Source organism: Stutzerimonas stutzeri (genome assembly GCF_024448695.1).
Taxonomy (GTDB): domain Bacteria; phylum Pseudomonadota; class Gammaproteobacteria; order Pseudomonadales; family Pseudomonadaceae; genus Stutzerimonas; species Stutzerimonas stutzeri_T.
Genome location: NZ_JAMOHY010000007.1, coordinates 64050 through 80969, shown reverse-complemented (window position 1 = coordinate 80969; position 16920 = coordinate 64050). Strand labels below are relative to the sequence as shown.

General features: G+C 60.3%; 15 protein-coding genes. All 15 read right to left on the bottom strand.

Going from position 1 to position 16920, the window contains the following annotated elements:
• Positions 1-2: 2 nt before the first annotated feature.
• The gene (locus tag NAV32_RS08430; RefSeq protein WP_256052352.1) at positions 3-1145 is read right to left on the bottom strand and encodes a type II secretion system protein; all 1143 of its coding nucleotides are present in this window, start codon (positions 1143-1145) and stop codon (positions 3-5) included.
• A complete protein-coding gene (locus tag NAV32_RS08425) occupies positions 1142-3199 on the bottom strand; it encodes a prepilin-type N-terminal cleavage/methylation domain-containing protein (protein WP_256052351.1) in 2058 nt (685 codons plus the stop codon). The genes NAV32_RS08430 and NAV32_RS08425 overlap by 4 nt, the downstream gene beginning before the upstream one ends.
• 12 nt (positions 3200-3211) lie before the next feature.
• Positions 3212-4468 (bottom strand): type II secretion system F family protein, encoded by a 1257-nt coding sequence (locus NAV32_RS08420; protein ID WP_256052350.1) that lies wholly within the window; start codon positions 4466-4468, stop codon positions 3212-3214.
• Positions 4465-5973, bottom strand: coding sequence for an AAA family ATPase (locus tag NAV32_RS08415; protein WP_256052349.1), 1509 nt, complete (start codon positions 5971-5973; stop codon positions 4465-4467). The genes NAV32_RS08420 and NAV32_RS08415 overlap by 4 nt, the downstream gene beginning before the upstream one ends.
• Positions 5970-6419 carry a tetratricopeptide repeat protein gene (locus NAV32_RS17655; RefSeq protein WP_256052348.1) on the bottom strand — a complete coding sequence of 150 codons (450 nt, stop codon included), beginning with the start codon at positions 6417-6419 and terminating at the stop codon, positions 5970-5972. The genes NAV32_RS08415 and NAV32_RS17655 overlap by 4 nt, the downstream gene beginning before the upstream one ends.
• A gap of 413 nt (positions 6420-6832) precedes the next feature.
• Positions 6833-8539 (bottom strand): pilus (MSHA type) biogenesis protein MshL, encoded by a 1707-nt coding sequence (gene mshL / locus NAV32_RS08405; protein ID WP_256052347.1) that lies wholly within the window; start codon positions 8537-8539, stop codon positions 6833-6835.
• A 45-nt stretch (positions 8540-8584) separates the two neighbouring features.
• A complete protein-coding gene (locus NAV32_RS08400; RefSeq protein ID WP_256052346.1) occupies positions 8585-9358 on the bottom strand; it encodes a prepilin-type N-terminal cleavage/methylation domain-containing protein in 774 nt (257 codons plus the stop codon).
• Positions 9355-9720, bottom strand: coding sequence for a hypothetical protein (locus NAV32_RS08395; protein ID WP_256052345.1), 366 nt, complete (start codon positions 9718-9720; stop codon positions 9355-9357). The genes NAV32_RS08400 and NAV32_RS08395 overlap by 4 nt, the downstream gene beginning before the upstream one ends.
• Before the next feature lie 299 nt (positions 9721-10019).
• Positions 10020-10541 (bottom strand): general secretion pathway protein GspB, encoded by a 522-nt coding sequence (locus NAV32_RS08390; protein ID WP_256052344.1) that lies wholly within the window; start codon positions 10539-10541, stop codon positions 10020-10022.
• The gene (locus NAV32_RS08385; RefSeq protein ID WP_256052343.1) at positions 10538-11797 is read right to left on the bottom strand and encodes a hypothetical protein; all 1260 of its coding nucleotides are present in this window, start codon (positions 11795-11797) and stop codon (positions 10538-10540) included. The genes NAV32_RS08390 and NAV32_RS08385 overlap by 4 nt, the downstream gene beginning before the upstream one ends.
• Positions 11794-12288: a hypothetical protein gene (locus tag NAV32_RS08380; protein ID WP_256052342.1), complete on the bottom strand. Its 495-nt coding sequence runs from the start codon at positions 12286-12288 to the stop codon at positions 11794-11796. The genes NAV32_RS08385 and NAV32_RS08380 overlap by 4 nt, the downstream gene beginning before the upstream one ends.
• Entirely contained in the window at positions 12288-13118 is an 831-nt protein-coding gene (locus tag NAV32_RS08375) for a prepilin-type N-terminal cleavage/methylation domain-containing protein (RefSeq protein ID WP_256052341.1), read from the bottom strand. Before NAV32_RS08375 ends, NAV32_RS08380 begins: the two co-directional genes overlap by 1 nt.
• A 14-nt stretch (positions 13119-13132) precedes the next feature.
• Entirely contained in the window at positions 13133-13933 is an 801-nt protein-coding gene (locus NAV32_RS08370; RefSeq protein WP_256052340.1) for a type II secretion system protein, read from the bottom strand.
• 285 nt (positions 13934-14218) lie between these two features.
• On the bottom strand, positions 14219-14962 hold the full coding sequence (locus NAV32_RS08365) for a response regulator transcription factor (RefSeq protein WP_256052339.1): 744 nt from the start codon (positions 14960-14962) through the stop codon (positions 14219-14221).
• Positions 14962-16887 carry an ATP-binding protein gene (locus tag NAV32_RS08360; RefSeq protein WP_256052338.1) on the bottom strand — a complete coding sequence of 642 codons (1926 nt, stop codon included), beginning with the start codon at positions 16885-16887 and terminating at the stop codon, positions 14962-14964. The genes NAV32_RS08365 and NAV32_RS08360 overlap by 1 nt, the downstream gene beginning before the upstream one ends.
• Between the last annotated feature and the right edge of the window lie 33 nt (positions 16888-16920).

Here is a 16920-nt window from a genome sequence, read left to right as displayed (position 1 = left end):
GCTCATTGGAACCACCCCTTAGCATCGCGATTCAGCGCCGTGGTGCGCGCCAGTTGCTGGTAGGCCAGGGCGTCAGCGTGAGCGACCTTCGCAGCCTCATGCTGTTGCTTGGCGATTGCTAGCTGATCCTTTTTATCGGAGACGTCTTCTGCAGTGCTGCTGAGCTCGTCCTGTATGGCGTAAATTGCCGCTGCCGCATTGATGGCTGCTACCCCGATGGCAATGGCACCCGTGGCACTGCTGAGCGCAGCGGCGGCATCATTCAAAGCCATCGCGGCGCTCGCCGCAGTGTTGAACTCGGCGATTTCTCGTTTCAACTCGGCGATCTCCAGATTGGTTTCCCGGACTTCCACGCCAAATTTTCGAAAGTCCAGGTAAAATTTGAAGGCGCGCCGGGCATCGTAGGCCGCATTGGAGTCACGGGTAGCCGCGCTGACGCGCGCCAGGATGGACGGGCAATCGAGCCGGACGGCCAGCTCGGCGAAACTCATCGCCGTTACCTGATCGTCGTAATCATCACTCTGGCTGTGCCCGGTCGATTCGAAGACCAACCCTTTGGCGTTTATACCGTCGAATGGCCTGCCGTCACGGTCGGCGTCAAGCGGGCCAGGGTCCACGAACAGGAAGGCCGGATTTACCCTCGCGCTCCCGGTATGCGCCTGTACGCTGGCTTCACCGGGCTGCAGCCCACCGGACACACCCAGCCTGAGGCCTTGGCAGAAATCCAAAGCATTGCTCTGCAGCGGTGTAGCGCCACTGAGCAGCGACGGCTGGTAGCTGCTCTGCAGGGCGACCAGATTGGCGTTTGCGTGCTGATAAACCGCGTACTGGAACGGGAACCCGCGGTCGTTAACCAGTTGTTGGCCAAGGCCTGCCGTACGCCAGGGAAAACGCCCGCTGCGGGATCCATTGCAATCCTCGTAACCGTCGCCATTGGCATCCGGGCACGGCAGGCGGTCATGCTGGACGATAAAGCCGACCGCCGAGTTGACGGCAAGCTTCTTCCGATCGAGCGAAGGAGAGGCGCTTTGTGCGCTACCCAGCACGCTCAGGGCCATGGGCACCATCGCGAACAGAAACCCCAGCACTGCAAGGCTCAGGGCCATTTCCAGCAGACTGAAACCGGACTGTCGATGCACTTTCATTGCACGGTTCCTTTGCTGTCCAGCGTTCGCACCAGATCATCCATGCCACTGAAGATTGTCAGCGGGTCGGGATTCGTCGAGTCAGGGTTGGCTTTCACTGCGGCACAGGACACTGCATCGTATGCCTCGCTGGAAGGATCACAGAGGACTTTGATGCCGTCATTCAGGGCGCCGCTTCCCGGCGCGCCGGCCTTGCAGCTACTGGTGCTGGCGTCATAGTCCATATTGAAGTTGAAGGCACAATTGAGCGCGCCGTATGCGTCCCTGTCCCCTTTGGCCTTCTTGTCCGCTGTCTCAGCCGCAACGCGAAGCTTATCGACCTCGTTCCAGGCCTCTCGCGCTTTGGTGTAGGCATCAACATGCGTATCGTACGCGGTAGCCAATGGGCAAGGCGTTGAGCCGCCACAGCCAGCGCTGACCAGGCTCTGGCGAACCTCGGCGATACGTTGCTCAGCCGTTTCCCTGGCCGCACCCGCACTGGCGCCCAGATCGACAGCATTACCGTCTTCGTCCTTGATGGGATTACCATCGGCGTCGACTGGCTTGAAGTCTCCTGCCTCAGCCATCTGTTTCACTATGGCTTCGCTCTCAAACCAGGCATCAATGGAGGGCTCAACGCCCAGGATGATGCTGGATTCGTCCGGAGGGTTCTCTGGATCAAGATCCTCCCGTCGAGGGAAGCCGTAAAGGTCATCGAGCGCCTTATCTCTTTGGGCGCCGGACAGGTTACCGATTTCCGTTTCCAGGGCGTCGCGGCTGATTTGCGCCTCGGCCAGCGGACCGGCAAGATACGCCGCTAACGCCGCCATATAGGCATCTTGTGCAGTCTGGGCGCTAAGCTGTGATTGTTCAGAAGCGGTCAGCGCACTATCGACCCTCTCCAGCGTAATGCCCGAGCCACCGCTAGCAGTTTCCGGCGCTCCGGCCTTCTTTGCGATTTTCGAATACAACACCGTGGACGATATCTGCAGCCCCAGTGCTGCCCCGGACAATCCGACGGCTATGCCGGACAGGGTTACGCCAGTGCCGGCAGCGGCTACGGCTGCGGTATAAACCGGAACCAGTGCGCAACCGGCAAAGGGGGGTATCGCACAGGTGGCGGTGGCCGTAGCAAGCAGGCCGGCCGAGATACTCTGCACTTCCATCGCGCCACTCAGCTCGGCTGCCGCCTGCGCCATGGACCAGGCAGTCAGGGCGCTGCCTACGGCATTCATCATCACACCTTCATCGGCGCTGTCCTTGTTGGATTCGGCGAAGGCGATGTTTTCCTCCTCCAGCGCGATGGCATTGGCCGCTAGGTTCAACGAGCGCTGGCTCACCTGGCAATGCAGCAGTTCATACAGCTCGGTCAGGCCACGCCCCTGTGTAGTGTCATCGTAGGCCGTGGAAACCGGCGTTTGTGGAGCATTGAATCCTGTTGCGCTCGTGCTATTGAGGCCGTCGTAGCGATCGCCATCGCTGTCTGCATCGGCCACTCCGGGGCTGGCCAGCATGTACGCCATCCCCGCGCGGGCGCCATCGGTGTAGGCGATATGCAGGTAGGCATTGTTTTGCGCACTTTTCGCGGCACTTGCCAGAGCAGTACAAAGATCCAGGCTGTTTTCATTGCCGAGATCGTAGGCAGTTTCGTCGGCATTGGTCGGCTTGAAGCGTTCGTCCCTGACCGCCAGGTCGGCATCCGCCGCCGCGTTGCGATAGACCCCGTAGCGTAGCGAACGCCCGCCCTGCTCACCCACTTCATAGCCAATGGCTGCCAGCTTCAGGGTGCGGTACGGCAGGTCGCCCTTCTGCGCACCGCCACCACAATCCTCAAGCCCATCACCATCGGTATCCGGACAGGGCAGACGCCCGTTCCAGGCGGCGAACTGTCGCAATTGCTCATCGGCTGCCTTCAATGCCGAATCCGTACTTTGCAGCGCTGTCTGAATGCTGACGTCGGAGGTCTTGTATAACAGTGCAAAGACCAAGCCCGACAGCAACGCCAGCACGGCAGCCAGCTCCAGCAGGGAAAAACCTCGGCAGTGACGTGTTTGAGCAAGGGCGCTGTGCGGCATGACGAGTCCTGTTCAGCGAAGCTGAGTGCTTTGCGCAATAAGTTCGTAGACCGGCAGCAGAAACACCACCACGACGAAGATGAACAACGCTCCGGCCAACAGCAGCACGGCGGGCTTGATCACCTCGGCCAGGGTTGCCACCAGATGGTTGAGCCGCCGGCGATACTCATCGGCCAGGGTGCGCAACTGCCCATCCAGATTGCCGCTCTGTTCGCCCACGTTGATCAGGCGGATCATCAGCGGCGAAAACACTCCGCTGCGCTCCAGCTCACGTGACAGCGTGTTGCCTCGCTGTACACCTTCTCGCGCCTGGCGGATCGCATTGCGATACACCTCATTGCGGATCGCTGCCTCCAGAATGGCCAGGCCATCCAGTAGATTGATGCCCGCCGCTACGAGCAGCGCAAGATACTCGCTGATGAACGCCATGGCAGAGGTGCGTACCAGCGTGCGGCTGATTGGTAGGCGGTACGCCAGCCAGTAGAACCCGGCCCGCACCCGCTGGCTGCGGCTCAGTATCACCGGCACCAGCAACAGGGCAGCCAATATCCAGTAGCCGTAGGCGGCAAGCAGCTCACGTATCCAGTACACGCCGCTCATCACGCTCTGGGTCAGAGGGGGCAGATGGGCACCCATCTGGCGGAACATGTCGGCCAGATCAGGCAGTACGTAGTACACCCAGAACAGCGCAGCAACGACGATGATTGCCACGACGAAAAACGGATAGATCAGCGCACGGGAAACGTCCTGGCGCAGCGCCGTAATGCGCCCAAGGTGCTCGGAGGCATCCATCAGAACGCGATCCAGATTGCCGGAACGCTCGCCGATATCGACGAGGTGACGGACTGTCGCCGGAACCAGATGAGGGTAGAACGACAGCCGGGAGGAAAGGCTGTTGCCTGCCCTTACGCCATTGAGCAAGTCCGCAGTCAAGGCCTTGAGTGCCGGATGAGTGGCATCATCACGCAGGTCTTTTAGGGCCATGTCTACCGGCAGCCCGCTGCGCAACATCAGCCCCAGGCTGTGCAGGAATTCCGCCAGCAGCGTCAGGGGAATGCTGCGGCGCAGGAACAGCGCCAGGCCGTCGAACAACGGCACAAGCAGCATCGGCAAAACATAAAGCCTCAGCACCACTGCCTGCTCGCGCCGCTCTACCAGCGGGTGGGCATTGCTGAAGTCGGTAACCGGCAGCTTCGACAAGCCGCTACGTACGCGGCCCTGCTCAGGGAGCACGCGATAGAATACGTAGCGCAAGGACACCTCGCTCATGCGTCACCTCCGCCCAGGCAGGCCAGCAGATACGCGGTATCAGCATCCGGCTGCCCGCTCGCCAGCAGGCCACTCTGCTTCTGGAATTGGGCCAGGGCAGTAGCCGTTCTCGGCCCCATGACGCCATCGACAGCCTCGGGGGGCAGGAATCCTTGCGCGACAAGCACCTGCTGCAGCGCGACGATCATTGCGCCCGCCTCGCCAAAAGGCTGCGGCACGACCGGCAGCGCTGTGCGGAACAGTGCCAACTGCCCGTCACTCAACGGATAGAGAGGCCGCTCATCACACCCCCGTTGCCACTCCTGAGGCAGCAGTACAGGCACCCAGGGCTGGACGTTACTGCGCGCCGGAAGCCACTCGAACACTTCGGCCCAGCGCGTGGGAAAAGCATCGGCTACCGGCAACGGGGCGTGCGCGGCGATGAACGCCTGCCAGGCTGCATCCGCTTCTGGCACAGTCTCTTCGCGAACAGACGGCTGCGGAGCAGGCTCTTGAGGAGCTGCCACAGCCAAAGCGGGCGGCTCCTCGGCAACCGCTACGGGTAGCGTCACGGCAGGCGTCAGGGCTGGCGTCACACTGGGCGCCATACCCAACATCACGACAGCCGCAATCGCACCCACGCCAGCCAGTACACCTGCCAGCACTGAGCCGTAACCGGGCCGTCGCGGCGGTCCTGCCAGGCTCAACTCACGCGCCGCGGTATCAACCAACGAGGCATTGATCCGACCGGAGCCGTTAATCGCCAGGCCGTAGAGGCAGCGGTCCAGCAGTATGTGTACGCGGCGGATATAGCCCAGGCTGTAGCGGTGCAGCTGTCGCAAGGCACGGCGGTCAAGAGTCAGCGCAGCCGGGCAGCCGGCCCATTGAAGGCGGTGATGCAGGTATACATCCAGCTCACTCAAAGAGAGGGGGAGCAGTTCGAGGCGCAGTGCAATACGGCTGGCCAGCTGGCGCATGTCGTGGCGATCCAGCGTATGGCGAATTTCCGGCTGGGCCACCATGACGATTTGCAGCAACTTGGCCTGGCTGGCTTCCAGATTGCTCAACTGGCGAATCAGTTCGAGGCTGGACACCTCCAGCCCCTGGGCATCGTCGAGAATCAGTACGCAGTTACGACCCTGGTCACGCTGATGCAACAGCCATGTGTTGAGTGCCTGCAGCAGCGCCTCAAGACTATCGCCCTCGGCGGTGATGCCAAAGTCACGATTGATCGCCCGTAACAGATCCGGGCCCTGGAGAAAGGTGTTGAAGATCAACGCGGTGCACGCGCCCTGCTCGGCGAGTCGCGAAAGCAGCGCACGTGAAAGCGTACTCTTGCCGACTCCGACGTCACCGGTAACCAGCATGAATCCCTTGCGCTGCTCAATACAGTGCAGCAATTCGGTGAACTGCTCTGCCAGCCGTGAAGAAAAGAAGATGCCATGCTCATCCGGTGTTACCGGAAATGGATTGCGCACGAACCCCAGGTTCTTCAGGTAAGCCGACAGCGGGAAGTCTGCGCTCATCGGCTTGCTCCCATCAGCCGCTGCAGTGCGCGCAATTGTTCGTCACCAGGATGCTGAGCCAACAGCGTACGGACCCGCTTGCGCGCCTCGGCCTGGTGCCCGGCTTTCCAGTCCAGAACCGCGAGGTTGTAACCCGCTTCGCGGTCCTGCGGGAGGCGCGTCAGGATCGTGGCGTAGGCCTGGCGGGCCTGCTGCAGGCATTGCGCGATCATGCAGTAATACCCTTCCATGCGGGCGACCATCAGGTGCGAATCTCCGAGCGCTAGCCGGGCCTCTCCAATGACCGCATGAGCCTGAGGTAACTGGTCGGCGGCCAGTGCGGCGTTGAATGCCACGAACAGAGTCGCCGGATCCGCGACTGCAGACAGTGATACATCGACCGTGACGGGCTTCTCTTCGGGCGCAGGCAGGATGACGCCCGGCAGTGCAGCATCGCCTTGAGGCACAGGCGATTGGCCCTTAACAGACGGCTCCGTATCTACCGGTGCACTCGCCACAATCAATGGCTCCGATGGCTCAACCGCTACCACCGCAGGGACCGGAGCCGACTGAGCAAGCCGGACCAACGCATCCTCGGGCAGCCGAGAAACGCTCAGCGCTGGTGGTTGCGCTTGCGGTGCAATGCTGGTGACCTCGGCAACATTCGACACCGGAGGCTCAGCCGTGCGGTCAGCCAGATAAAAAGCCTCCAAGAAAACCGTAGCCAAGATTGTCAGACATAGCAGCACCCCGGCGGATATCCACGGCAAGCACGGCGCTCCACCCTGAGTGACTACGCTGCCGAACGCCGTAGGCTCCTGCGTCGGCTGTGTACCTTGCTGACGCAGCGCGTCGAAGACCAGGCTCATGGCAAGCGGACTTAAATAATCTTGACGCGAAGCACGAGGACCAGCTCCCGTGCGGAGGTCGATTCCGCCAGGCCACCGAGCATCTCGCCGAACCACGGAATATCGGTAATACCCGGAATGCCGTTTTTGCTTCGACTGCCACCTTCGCCAATCAGGCCGCCGAGGATGACCATGTCACCGTCGTTGAGCGACAGCGAGGTGGTCATGCCTTTGAAATCCACGCGAGGCAGCGAGATTTTCAACGGGTTCTGCTCACTCCCCACCTCGACCAGCGCCATGGAGGCTTCCTGCACGGAAGTCTGCATCGGGTTGATTGTGAGGTGAATCGAGCCGTCTTCGGAAACAAACGGAATCACCCCCAGCATGACCCCGTCGAACACGTTGGAGGTCACCACGCTGGCGGTTGTCGCCAGCAGTCCGCCGCCGCCATTCTGGGTATTGGAGCTCGATTGAGCGATGTAGCGCATGTTGCTGCCAACACTGACCACCGCCGGCTGCGTGTTGCGCACGCGGATCGACGGGTTGGACAGGATATGAACGGCACCAAACGTCTTCATCAGGTCCAGGCCGATATTGTGATTGCTGCCGGATTGAGCCAGGCCCAACGATGGCGTACCCGCATTGCCCAGTGCAGTGGCAGGAATCAGCACACTGCGCCCCGCATTCGCGGCGTTAGGAACCGTCGAGTTAATGGCACCCAGAGTCAGTGGGTTGGCGGAGTATGACAAGGCAACCTGATTACGCAGGAAGCTCCAGTCAACGCCATAACTGAACTGATCGTTGAGTTCGACATCAAGGATTTGCGCCTCGATTAGAACCTGCCGGTTCAATACCGATTTGTAGTGCTCGACAAGGCGCCCGACGGCGGCGAGCTGGGATGGCCGCGCGCGGACGAACAGCGTGCCAGTGGAGCGGTTGAGCGTGTAGGTCGCCGTCTGGCTGTCGAATGGCTGGCTGAAAACGCCGTCCTCGCTGCGCTGCCCGCCAATCAGCGATACCAGCATGCGTTCGATCTGCTCGTACGGGTTCACATCATTGGTGTTGCGCCCGGAGACGGAAAAGCTGCTGCGCAGGCCGCTGCTGCCAGTACCGGCATCGGCAACCGAGGTGCCATCACCGCCGGCGCTGCTCGCGCCGAACACGTCGCCTCCCGCCTGGAAGTCAGCCGTACTCATGGTGAGAAGGAAGTCCATGTCGAAGACCCGCTCTTCGAATGTCCGCACCACCAGCATGTTGTCGCGGACTTCTCCGGTGAGGTCCAGCGCCCGGGTGATTTCCTCAAAGGCCTGGCTGGCCGGTACCGATTTTAGCGATAGCGACAGTGTGCGCGGCTCACTTGACAACAACGCCGGTAATACCAGGTTCAGACCCGCCTGATCGGCAATGGCCTTGAGCAAATTACGCACATCGACATCGTTGGCCTGCAGCGTAACGTTGACGGCATCAAGCGGATTGAAGCGAGGCGCCACCGGCTCCAGCACGATCGCCTGACGCTGCTCCAGCCGCTCCCTGAGCTGGTCCTGCAGGGTGCGCAGCTTTTCCGACTCTTCTACCAGCCGGTCCTGCAACAACTGCTGCGAACGGTCGTCAACCGTCTGAACCTTCTTGGCATCCACTTTGGACGGCCCAACGGCGCAACCGGCCAGGGATGTTGCCAGCAAGGCACCGAGCCAGAGCCCCCGCTTGGGGCGAAGGACTATGCGTGATTCGAATTTCATGAGGCTGCTCCTGGTGCGCCTGATTTCATATTTGTTGGTTTCAAGTTACTGAGTCAGGTAGCCGAGCAGTTCCGCGAAGCCCACCGCGATGGTGGCATCGTCATACTCCTTGCCTTGCCCTGTTAGCGGTCCGGACACGCAAAGCCCCCCGCCCGATGGCCATTTGAAATTTTTGTTAACGCCATCGAATGACTTGCCATCACCATCGGCATCACGTGCTCCGGCGTAGGCAAGGAAGAACGCCAGGTTGGTTACAGGGTTGGCTCCGCAGTCAGCTGCTCCCGCCTGCTGATCGTCACCGGTGACGTGGATGCGAGCGGGATCGAATGCTCGGGAGCCCAGGCTGCGTAACGCAAAACGCAGATCATCGAGGCTGAGATAGCCGCTTGTGCCAGGTGCATCACCGGTTCGCTCGGCCAGCGTGGTCAGATCGGTATCAGATGAGGTATCGCGGAAAACACCGTAGATATAGCGCTGCCGGACCGCCTCGCTGAAGCCTTGTGCCTCGTTCATGCCGAGCGTCAGAAAGGGCACTCCACCAACCATGTGGGTTACCCCGGGAGTGCAGGTCCCATCGCTACCCTCAAGCCCATTGCCGCTGGTATCGGCGCACGGCAGTCGATAATGGCGCTCGGCATATCGATAGATCGCAGCGGCAATCTGATCGTGATACCCCTTGGCAACTGCATCGTCCTGGCTCAACGTCTGGGCACGGTAATGCATGGCGACCAGTAGCACGCCACCCATGACCACCAACACCAACGCCAGCTCAAGCAGGCTGAAACCCTGCTGCCGGTGGGAAAATGCACGTTTGGTCATGGCGATCCGGACCCACCACCGGAGTGCCCGGAGAAACTGCCGGTAATGTCCTTTTGTAGCTGGCTCAACTCGCGACTGAGCGCTTGCAAACGCTGAGGATTGGCTTTCGCACCCTTTAGCGCCTCGTCCAGCAGAGCCTGGTTTACCTCGGCCAGCTTCTGACTCGCCACCAACTGCTGGCGAATACCCTTGAGATTGATCTGCTCCTCAAGGCCGTTTTCCTTCAACCTTCGGTTGAACGTCTGGAGCACATCGACAAGCCCATCGACGTCACCCGGCTTCAGACTCTGTATCTGCTTCAGCGCATCATCACGTGCGGCAAACATCGCATCGCGGCGCTGTTTGCTACGTTCACGCGCCACCTGCCGCTCCCGCGCAGCCTCGGATACCGCCGGTTCAGCGGAATCATTCGAGGCCGATTGGCTGTCGCTGTCACCTGCATCTGACGAAGCAGGCGCCTGACTCAATGCCTCGTAGCGTTTCCACAGCCCGTCTATATCCGTGTTGCGAGCTGACGCTTCAGGTAAAGAAGGCTCTGGCCACACGACCGCCGGGACGTGTGAAACAGGGCTGACCGGCGCAGGCCTCTGGTTGGCCCACCAGAATCCTGCCGCCAGTACGACAAGCGCCGAGAGCACCAGGAGCTGTGGTCGCTGAAATCTCATTTCGCCGCACCGAGTTTCAGCTGCGCATGTTCACCGGCCCGAACCAGAGTGACCTGGCCTGGTTCAATTCGCCGTACAACCACGCCCGGCGCCACTGCATCGCCAACGCGTACATAACGGCCATTGATTACCGCAGAAGGAGAGCCGTCCGAAGCAACCACCATGCTCAGCTTGTAGCGAGTCCACCATGGAGCCGGCCTGGTAGTGCGCGCAGGGCTTTTGGCATTTTCGATCTTGACGGGCTTGGGCGCAGCTTCAAGGCCAGTCAGCAATGGCAGACCCGGCTGCCCATCGCGCGTCAACTGCCCGGTCTCCAACTGCCTGCTCAGCAGTTCGTTCAACTCGAGAAACTCCCGCACCTTTTCACCCAGCCGGGCATCGAGGCCTTGCAATTGCGTATCCTGGCCGGGTCGCCATTGCTGCGCCTGTCGCTCTTGGGCGCTGGCGAGTTGGTAGGCGAGTACGCTGGAGGCAGCGGCGCCTACAAGCAGGCCCGCAGCGAGGTATTTCTTTTTCATGCTTCGCTCCAGGTCAGCGCCAGACGGAACAGGCTGTTACCGATGCCACTGCTGATTTCACGCCGAACCACCTCGTAGCCGAGGCCATTCAGCGCCTTTACAAACCGCTCTTCTGCGGCGAAGGGCGCGGCAACGCTATCGCTGCGTCCCGCGACAATGATCAGCACGCCCGCCTCGTCCGAAACGATGCCCGCCTCGGTCAGCTCGATACTGTCAGGCACGGCTTGTCGCAGATGACGGAGCAGACTAGCCGGGTCAGGTGTGGTGCGAACCCGTTCGGCAAGGTGTACGAAATCGGCACGTTCCCGCTGGGACAAGGCCAGGCTCTCGGCACTGCGCAGAGCGCCTTCAATTTCCGCCAGGGTTACATTGACGCTCTGTGCCTTCACATCGCTCAGGGCGGCCTGCAGCGAACGCGCCTCGTGCTTCCAGTACAGCGCGCCGGCAACACTGGCCAGGCACAGGGCAAGCATTCCAGCCACGGCCCAGGGCAACGCCCGTTTGGCGAGATACAACGCCCGGCTGACGCCATCGAGGTCGGAATGCTTGATGCTTGCATGCTCAAACAGACGGGCCGCCGACATCACAGAAATGACGTTCTGGAAGCTACTGTATGCCAGTGCGTCGATAAGTGGCTGGCTCTCGCCTGCGCTGCGCTCCAGCAGCAGAAAATCCATCTGCCGTTCGCGATCGGCAAACAGGCTCTGCTGAGCGGCGATAAAGGCCGCGATGCGCGTATGACCGCTGCTATCACTGCCATACAGGCGCTGCCGGCCTGCGTGCAGAACCAGGCCATCCTGCAACACCAGAACATCGACACTGTCGTCACTGACGAAGGCCAGCACGCCGTTATCAAGCCCCTGGCGTCGCGCAAGGATGAGCAACGCTTCAAGCAGCGAAACAAGCAGAATGTGGTCATCGCATTGACCGAGCCAGCGCCGATAGCGCATGGAAACGGCTAACGGGATCGCCGTGTAACATACGCGCGCCAGGTCGCCCTGCCGCTCACGCGCGTGAATGATGACGCGCGCCAGGCCGTCAATATCGCCCTCATCGCGCAGGCGTTTGTCCAGCAAGGGGGCAAGGTTATGGTGGTGGGCTGGCAGAGACTCCACACCAAACGGCGCACCCTGATAATCACTGATAACAACGGCTGGTCCGCGCAACGCGTCCAGGCTTTCCACAATACCCGTCGTTTCAGGGCCGGCCTGCCAGACCTTGCCTTTGAGATCGAGCAACCACTGCGATTGGCTCATTGCGTGCTCCGCGAATAATAGTTACCCGAGAGCGAGAGTTGAATCACCCCTGCCTGATCCCCAGCAGAGGACGTGATGAAAAGCGAGCCGCTGTTACTCATCAACTTCATCGAGAACGCTTTTGCCAGCATGAAGCCGTCGCGGCTGGACTCCAGGCTGTTGATCAACGTATCGGCCTCGCGCCGCGAATAGCGTTTGCCGTCCACGTCTATCGAGCGAACGTTCCACAGGCTGGTACGCCAGCCGAGTTCATCGGCATGCCCTGCCAAGGCATCCCATTGGCTGCGCGCCTGTTGCCAGCGCAGCAACTGCTGTTGCGCGCTTGCCTGCTGTTCGACCTGTCGCTGATTGTTCATCAACTGCCGCTCGGCTACTCCGGCTTGTGCTTTGTAGCTGAATGCGGTTTTCGCCAGGTACGGCAGTGCAAGGGTGCCAAGCACAATCAGTCCCATCCCTACACGCCCGCCAGCGACTTTGCTCCAGGCGCTCATCACTGATCCATGACCCAGTGCGCAGTCACCAGCACCACACGATCCTCGTCGCCCGACGTACCCTGCCCGTAGGCGCTGGTATTTGAGTCACGGTGGTTATAGGTGTTGTTGGCGCTCCACTCATACCCTGGAAGCTGGCGGCTACGCTCAAGCACGTTATGGTTGACATTCTGCTGGCGGAAGCGACCCTCGTAGGCATCGGCCTTGCCATCGACCATCTGGTCGAGCTTGCGCGCCAGGTCCGGAGTCAGCCCGCGGATAACCATGACATTGCCCGCACCGCTGATGGTGCCTTCAGGATTCCACTGAAAGCAGATCTGCAGCTCGACGGGATTGCCATTGTTATCCTTGTAGGCGTAGCGGTCCTCCGCCCCCTCTGCGCGCCCGGCCGGCATACGAATACCGACTCTGTCAAACAGCTGGTGCAGATCAAGGTTGGAAAGGGGGGGATCACCCGCCCCCATCGAATTAGCCGGGTAACCAGCGCCATGGCACACCCTGCGACCGGTGTTACGGTAATTGGCAGGAATACCGGCAACGCCGCCACCAATGTGATCAAACACAGCTTCATAACCGTTGACCATGAGGGTGGGTGCCACCTGACTGTCCCCTACGGCCACACCGGTACGCTGATAGTAAAGATCGTAGTTCTGCTTCCAGGGCAAGAGAAACTTGCTCTGGATACGGTTGTATTCAGCCTCGCGAAGCACTTCGCGACCAATACTTAAACCACCCATGATCAGACCGATGACGGCCATCACCAAGACAATCTCCATCAGGGTGTAGCCGCCCTGGCGGGTGCCCATAGACCTTACAACTGTCGGCCTCATCGCCATCTCCCTACTCACTGATTCATCTTGTAGGTGGCGACAACCGTAATGACCTGGTCTTCATCCAGATTCTGGTTGGTGTCGGTCGCGGAACCCGTGGCGGCGCCATAGGCCTGGGTATTGTTCGCAGCCCACTCCACGCCGGGTTCTCCGCCAGTGCCGTTAGCGATGTCATATTTGCGGAAAAGTCCCTCACGGGAATCCGCCTTGCCGTCAATCATCTGGTCAAGCGCACGGGCCAGGTCGGGCGTCAGACCGGTAATCACCATGACGTTTCCGGAGCTGGCCGGATTACCAGGTCTGTTCCACTGGAAACACACCTGCAGCTCCTGGGGGTTGCCGTTGGTGTCCAGGTAGGCGTAGCGATCTTCAAACCCTTCAGCACGGCCAGGCGGCATGCGCACCCCGTGACGGTCCATCTCGCGATGCAGGATCGAATCTGCAGAGGATAAGCCCGGCGCCGCAGCACCCTGGCAGATCGCATTTGGCGGCGTGGCGCCGGTCATGTCCTGTCCGGAAATCAGGTCAGCGACAACAGCAAACTCACTGCCGTTAACCATCAGCCGTGGCTGAATCTGGCTGTCACCAACCACGACACCGCTCCGCAGATAATGCGCGTTGTAGGCACTTGCCCACTGGTCGACAAACTTCTGCTTGATCTTCGTATATTCTGCGTTTCGCTGAACGTCCTTGCCGATCGAGACCGCACCAAGGATCAGCCCGATCACAACCAGAACGAGAGATATCTCCACCAGAGTGAAGCCCTGCTGGCTACGGGGCGAAACATGTTTGAGTGAACGCATGTTTTTTTCCATCGATGAGTGATAAGGGTGCGGACCGGCAAACTTGAAAACACTGAAGCGGAACCAATCGCCTCGGAGTCTGTCAGAGCTTGGATGGCACTTTGACATAGCGCTTATGAGCCATGTCAGTCTCAAACCTCTCATATCTCTCAGCAACAGGCGCTCGTGGACAAGCCTGGAATAGCCTTGGAAAAGTTGACAGGCAGGCGCCCCCACACCGGCAAGCGCAGATAATCAGGTCGGAAAAGCAGGGTCGGAGGCGACAGTCGGCCGGTGCCACCCCATACAAGATTGTCGCTAGCGCGACGCTGGTGTGCCAGAGACCCCTTGTACTGCCCCGGTGAACACGATGCCTTTACCGAATACCGAACGAATCGGAAGGCTCATACCTTGAGCCCTTGCCTTGCTGCGCAGACGACTGAGGATGACATCGACCCGGTGAAGCTCCATCACGTCGGCATACTCAAACAACAGATCATGAAGGGCTTCCTTGCTGAAGACCTGGCTAGCCGAGTGAACCAGGATTTTGAGCAGTTCGAACTCCTGAGGCGACAGCGCAAGACGTTTATCCGAGGGGTCCCTCAGACAGCCCCTTCCGGCATCAAGCTGCCACTGCTCGCGCGGGTCATCGAGCCTGATTCGGCCTGATTGCTGAGCGTCCTCCCCGCCGTGCAGACGCAGCCCCAATGCGTGTAGAGCAGTACCGAGCCGCGCGAGATTGACCGGCTTGACCAGAAACAGATCAGCACCCAGGTTAAGCCCCCGCAGCCGCTCTTGTTCCCCGCCACGCGCGGTAAGGATAATCACCCCGTAGCTGCCCATGCTGTGCAGGTACTGCACGACACTGAAGCCATCCTCTCCGGGCAACCCAAGATCGACCAGAACGATATCCACCGGGTTGCGGTGCAGCTCTTTCCAGAACGCCTCGGCACTGGCGACCCCCCAGGCGCTGTACCCTCGATGGCGCAGGAAGAACAGCAGCTCATCACGTAGGTCTTCGTTATCCTCAATGAGGGCGAGTCGCAGACAAGGTAGATTCATCAGGCGGGACAGAGCTCACGATGGTCAGGGAAAGTGAAAGTGAAACGGCAACCCGAGGCCGTATTCCTGGCAAGGCGCAGGTCGCCGCTGTGCGCCCTGAGAATCTGCCTGCTGACATACAAGCCAAGCCCTACGCCTTGCTCAGGCTGATCCACGTCATTGGCCTGCCGGTAACGCTCAAAGATGATACACATCCGCGACTCATCGATCCCTTCCCCGGAGTCGGTTATGGCAATCGACCAACCCTTACCGTCACGAGCAAGTTCAATAAGGATGGTGCCTCCTGAAGAGTATTTCACCGCATTGTCGATGACGTTCGATAGCGCGATACGCATCAGGGCTGGATCCACATTCGCCATGGCCTTGATGGCCGGCACATCCGATATGTCCTCACCATCCATCATCAATTTCCAGCAATGGTGATCGGAGAGCTGAACCAGCGACGCTGCCGAGGCAAGCAGCTCGACCAGGCAGGTTGACCTGCGGGCGATAAGCAGCTCACCGGCATCCAGGCGGGCGTCAGCCAGGCAGTTATCGGTCAGTTGCACAAGTCGCTCGCTGGCACGCCCGATCCGGTTGTAGCGCAGTGCCTGCTCATGCGCGGCTGGCAGCAGTCGTAGATTCTCCAGGCTGGCGGAAATCACTGCCAGTGGAGTCCGGAACTCATGAGCGATCATGCCCATGAACTGCCGCTGATGAAACCGCGCTTCGCGCTCCACACGGAGCTCGCGGGCCAAGTGAGTCTTTTCCACCTCCTGCAGGCGCCTATCGCGAACCTGGAAGACGGCAATCGAGGTAACGAGCAGCATGTTTACTACCAGAGCGACCTGCCAGACCACATAGATCCCCTCGCGGAATGGCACCCATCCGAACACTGAGAACAGACCGAACAGACTTACGGCAATGCAGAACAGCGGGCCGGCACCCAGTAGCACGATGGCAAGCGGAGGCCGATCACGCATCCACAGGTAGAGCCCGATACCGATACACAGAAAGCCCGCCGGCAGGTACAACAGAGCCAGAACACGGACGGCCTCACCGTATAAGCCCAGCGGAATACTCCATAGCAACAGTACGATCAGGCCGCTGCTCCCCAGCACCAGCCGGTACATCCAAGGCAACCGCTTTCGCAACCCCAGCGCTTCGACCGCCATCCACAGCACGGCGGCATAGGAAAGCAACGTCAGGCTGCCAGTCAGATAATGCTGCAACAGCCTGCCAACACCCGGCACCATCCACGCCACGTACCCCTGGATGCAGGCCACCAAGCCATAGGCCGTCGACATTGCCGTGACCGACCAGAGCAGCCGCTTCTTGAGTACAATAGCCAGCGCCAGCGCCATCAGGCTGGACAGGGCTGCCAATCCGAAATAGGCACTCCAGAGACCGGTTGCCCGCATCGCCTGCTGTGTGAACTCGGTGGGGACCCAAAACCCTAGCTGCAGCATCATCGCGCTACTGCTAATGACCCTCAGCAGCACCTCGTAACCCGTCTCGCTCGTCGGCATGACGAATAATGCGAAACGATCGTCCACATCACCTATTACCCCGCGCTGGGTATCGCCGGCACGGCGCTCTTGCCAGATACCGCCATCTGCAAGCGGGCGATAGAAAATCCGAACGTCGTCGAGAAAGTTCGGGCGCACCTGCATCCAGCGCTCACCTGCGGCGAAGGCAGTCGCGGGCAACTCGAAGCGCAGCCAGTAGGCTGAGCGTGTATATCCTTTGGACAAAGCGCCCAGGCGGTTCACCTCCGGACCAGCCTGTAAAATCGGCAGGACCTCGTCTCGCGTCAGCTCGCCGGAGACATCTTCGTGAACGGTATACGGAAGGTCGCTACCAAGCTGCAGTGGTGCTGCCTGGATCGGCAGGGCGCACAGTAACCAGAGGGCCGGCAGCAGGAACGAAATCACAATGGCCTTCACAACATAAATCCTCAAGCTCATTGCAAATTCAGG

Coding starts and splice junctions, on each gene's coding strand:
- NAV32_RS08430 (WP_256052352.1), bottom strand. CDS start 1,145: ATGAAAGTGCATCGACAGTCCGGTTTCAGTCTGCTGGAAATGGCCCTG.
- NAV32_RS08425 (WP_256052351.1), bottom strand. CDS start 3,199: ATGCCGCACAGCGCCCTTGCTCAAACACGTCACTGCCGAGGTTTTTCC.
- NAV32_RS08420 (WP_256052350.1), bottom strand. CDS start 4,468: ATGAGCGAGGTGTCCTTGCGCTACGTATTCTATCGCGTGCTCCCTGAG.
- NAV32_RS08415 (WP_256052349.1), bottom strand. CDS start 5,973: ATGAGCGCAGACTTCCCGCTGTCGGCTTACCTGAAGAACCTGGGGTTC.
- mshL (WP_256052347.1), bottom strand. CDS start 8,539: ATGAAATTCGAATCACGCATAGTCCTTCGCCCCAAGCGGGGGCTCTGG.
- NAV32_RS08400 (WP_256052346.1), bottom strand. CDS start 9,358: ATGACCAAACGTGCATTTTCCCACCGGCAGCAGGGTTTCAGCCTGCTT.
- NAV32_RS08390 (WP_256052344.1), bottom strand. CDS start 10,541: ATGAAAAAGAAATACCTCGCTGCGGGCCTGCTTGTAGGCGCCGCTGCC.
- NAV32_RS08385 (WP_256052343.1), bottom strand. CDS start 11,797: ATGAGCCAATCGCAGTGGTTGCTCGATCTCAAAGGCAAGGTCTGGCAG.
- NAV32_RS08380 (WP_256052342.1), bottom strand. CDS start 12,288: ATGAGCGCCTGGAGCAAAGTCGCTGGCGGGCGTGTAGGGATGGGACTG.
- NAV32_RS08375 (WP_256052341.1), bottom strand. CDS start 13,118: ATGAGGCCGACAGTTGTAAGGTCTATGGGCACCCGCCAGGGCGGCTAC.
- NAV32_RS08370 (WP_256052340.1), bottom strand. CDS start 13,933: ATGGAAAAAAACATGCGTTCACTCAAACATGTTTCGCCCCGTAGCCAG.
- NAV32_RS08365 (WP_256052339.1), bottom strand. CDS start 14,962: ATGAATCTACCTTGTCTGCGACTCGCCCTCATTGAGGATAACGAAGAC.